The organism is Bartonella sp. MM73XJBT.G (assembly GCF_028618435.1).
Classification (GTDB): domain Bacteria; phylum Pseudomonadota; class Alphaproteobacteria; order Rhizobiales; family Rhizobiaceae; genus Bartonella.
This window is the reverse complement of the sequence record NZ_JAQISW010000059.1, coordinates 1-2,787: the sequence shown is the minus strand read 5'-3', so window position 1 is coordinate 2,787 and position 2,787 is coordinate 1. Positions and strand designations below refer to the sequence as shown.

The following is a 2,787-nucleotide window of genomic DNA, read 5'->3' as shown; positions in this document are numbered from 1 at the left end:
ATTATGCGCATGTTTCTCATGATGCTGCGGTCTTTAGCTATGCAAGGGTCTATGGTCATGCCAATGTTTCTGGATCGGCTTGCATTTATAGCCATGGCAAGGTTTATAATTATGCTGTTATTAGGGGTCGTGCAAAGATTTATGGAAAGGTTTATGGCTCTGCTAGCGTGGCTGGCTCTTGTGAAGTTTATGGCTCTGTCTATGGCAATGCAAAACTCTCATATTGTGCAAAGGTCTGGGGGCGTGCTTATGGGAATGCAAAAATAAACAAAAAAAGCAAAGAAAAGTTGGTGCCCCAAAATTGTGAGGTTTATGAAAGCGATCATGTTATCAAGATTGTTGATAAAACAGAATAAAGAACGGCGTGGGGGGCGCCTTCTTACAGCTATAAACGCATTATAAGATATATTCCTTAAAACGTCTCATAAAAGAGAGATCTCCAAAAAAGAAAGCCGTGCCAATTGATATGACGCGGCTTTTCAATGGAGGCTTTGGAATAACCAGTTCCAAATCATAAGTATTTACATACAAAACGTATTATATTGCAAGCGTTCTATTGTTTTTATGAAAACTTATCAAAAGGATCATAAATGATGCATATGATTTTTACTCACTCATTTGAATGAGAGAATGAATTATAGAGACTATAAATGCTTTATGGCTATAAACGTATTAGAATAACGCTCTTTTCTTTAAAGAGGTTTGTTTAAAACAAAGTACATGATCAAAACGCCTCTTTAAAACGCTTTATAGCTTTATCAAACCAATCAAAAGCAAATGTGTATTAAGTGAAATGTCTATAACAAAACCCATTTTTTATATTTATGCGCGTTGGTTTTTTAAAGTAGCATTTCATAAGACAAATAAACAAACGCTTTTTAGAATTTATGGTTTTTAAGATTTGCTTTGCTGTAAAATCTAGATCTTTGTTTTTTTCGTAAATGAAACAATGAAACGTTCTTAAAAGCAAATGATAACTAAATTATAGCTGTTATAAAAAGAGGTTTTAAGCGTTTAAATATTCACTTAAAGAGTTCTCATAATCGTATTTTACTTTTCTTTAAAACCTAATTTCTTTAAAAATTAGCCGGCTCAAATTTGAGCTGGTTATCTTTAAAATAGAGCATTCTTTAAACAGCATTATTTTTCTAAAAATTGAGTAAAACCCTATGTGTTTAGATTTTACAATGGTTTTGAATTTTGCTTGCTTATCTTAAAGAGCTGCCCCCAATTTTGGGGTGAGCCCATTTGGTTTCGTATTTTTAAACGATAACTTTTAAAACGTTTGTTGCTCGCTTGCTTGCATACGTCATAAAAAGGCTTTTGATTTCATAAGATATAACGTTTTTAATTTCATAACTGTTGTGATGATTATGTTTGTATAATGCCTGCCTATCATTTTCTAAACTTTTAGAAAGCGCTTTAAAAACGATATTGAAATCCTTTATGCACCTTTAAATGAATTAAAACCTATAAGCTTATGACAGTTTCAAACGATTACCCTCTTATAGGTAATAAAATATTGCTATAACATTTTTAGATTTTACGCTTCTCAATTTTGAGAATCATAATCTCATACTTGATAATGCGATTACCAATCCAATTGTTAAAACAAGCTGTGATCTTTAAAGATATGTTATCGATAATTTCAAATGACTAAATTTAAAAACAATGCGATTTTTGAGTGATAAAAACGTATCATAAAATTTATGAACTGTTATAAATGGTAGCTGCTTTTCATTTCATTTGAATACACAGATGCGTTATAATATTTACATCATGATTTGCTTTTTTATGCTCTATTCATACATGGCAATTGTTTATAAAAAATGCTCAAATGAATCACGTATAAAATTGTGGATTCTTAAGTGGATTCATATAAAATAATTGAACGCAACATATTGACTTTATTGTGTTTTTTGATATTATGACGATTAGAGGTTGTAAAAATACTCTGCTGCTCCATCTCCCCATGGCACATAACCAACAGCTGTTGCCACAAACTTTTTTTGCATGGGCTTTTTACGGTTTATTAAGGATAAGTGTTTTAAAATTGGCATGCTTTAATCCTAACTTTACCAATTGGTCTATTTGTCTCAAATTTGATCGTACAGAGCGTTTTATATTACGGATATGTTTTTTCTCTCATCATAAAAATCTAAAATCTCTCTTTACGGTGCCTTTTTGTCGATTTAAATGCATGTCTAATCGTAAAATGATCAGCACTTTTCACTATTTTGCTAACTTGCAATGTTTTTCACTGTTCTCCCAAGACCATTTAAAGTTTCTTCAAGCTCTTGCTTGTGAACAAGCGTTAGTGGTCTAAAATGCTCTTTCGCTGTTTTTTCTTTGAGTGCTTTCACACGTGTGTTTTCAATTGCTCTACGTACACTTTCGGCTTTTGAAAGAAGGGTATTTTCTAGTGTCTGGCAATAAGCTAAAAGCTCTCCACAAGTTGGCATAAATGTTTTTGATATCCCAATTGCTTGACCAGTTACGATATCTTCGACGCCCTTTTTCAGAGCATATGCTGAAATGCGGTCCAGCATCATACCATAGGATAAAACGACGGCTTTGGCGTCTGTATTCGCAGGGACTCTCATGCTTGAGAGTAGGAAAGAAGCTTGCTCAATTTGTTTAACTGAAGCTTTCACAGAGAACAACGCTTGTAGACGATTGCAAGCATCTAAGGTTTGCGCTTCCTCCTGTTTCGTCAATGTATTCCCAGCTTTCAGCGTCAATGGATACCCCGGACTGATCATTTCCATAATCTTCTCCAGATGAGAG

2 protein-coding genes and 1 pseudogene are annotated in these 2,787 nt (G+C 33.4%); 1 reads left to right on the top strand and 2 read right to left on the bottom strand.

What is annotated here, in order from left to right; all coding sequences use genetic code 11:
• Positions 1–356: pseudogene (locus tag PVV59_RS09690) on the top strand (hypothetical protein); the annotation flags it as partial.
• Between the two features lie 1,578 nt (positions 357–1,934).
• Here PVV59_RS09690 and PVV59_RS09685 read toward each other — a convergent pair.
• Both PVV59_RS09685 and PVV59_RS09680 read right to left on the bottom strand, forming a co-directional pair.
• The gene (locus PVV59_RS09685; RefSeq protein WP_273755873.1) at positions 1,935–2,060 is read right to left on the bottom strand and encodes a hypothetical protein; all 126 of its coding nucleotides are present in this window, start codon (positions 2,058–2,060) and stop codon (positions 1,935–1,937) included.
• A gap of 180 nt (positions 2,061–2,240) precedes the next feature.
• Positions 2,241–2,787: hypothetical protein (locus tag PVV59_RS09680; RefSeq protein WP_273755872.1), on the bottom strand; the 547-nt coding region annotated here is incomplete at its 5' end.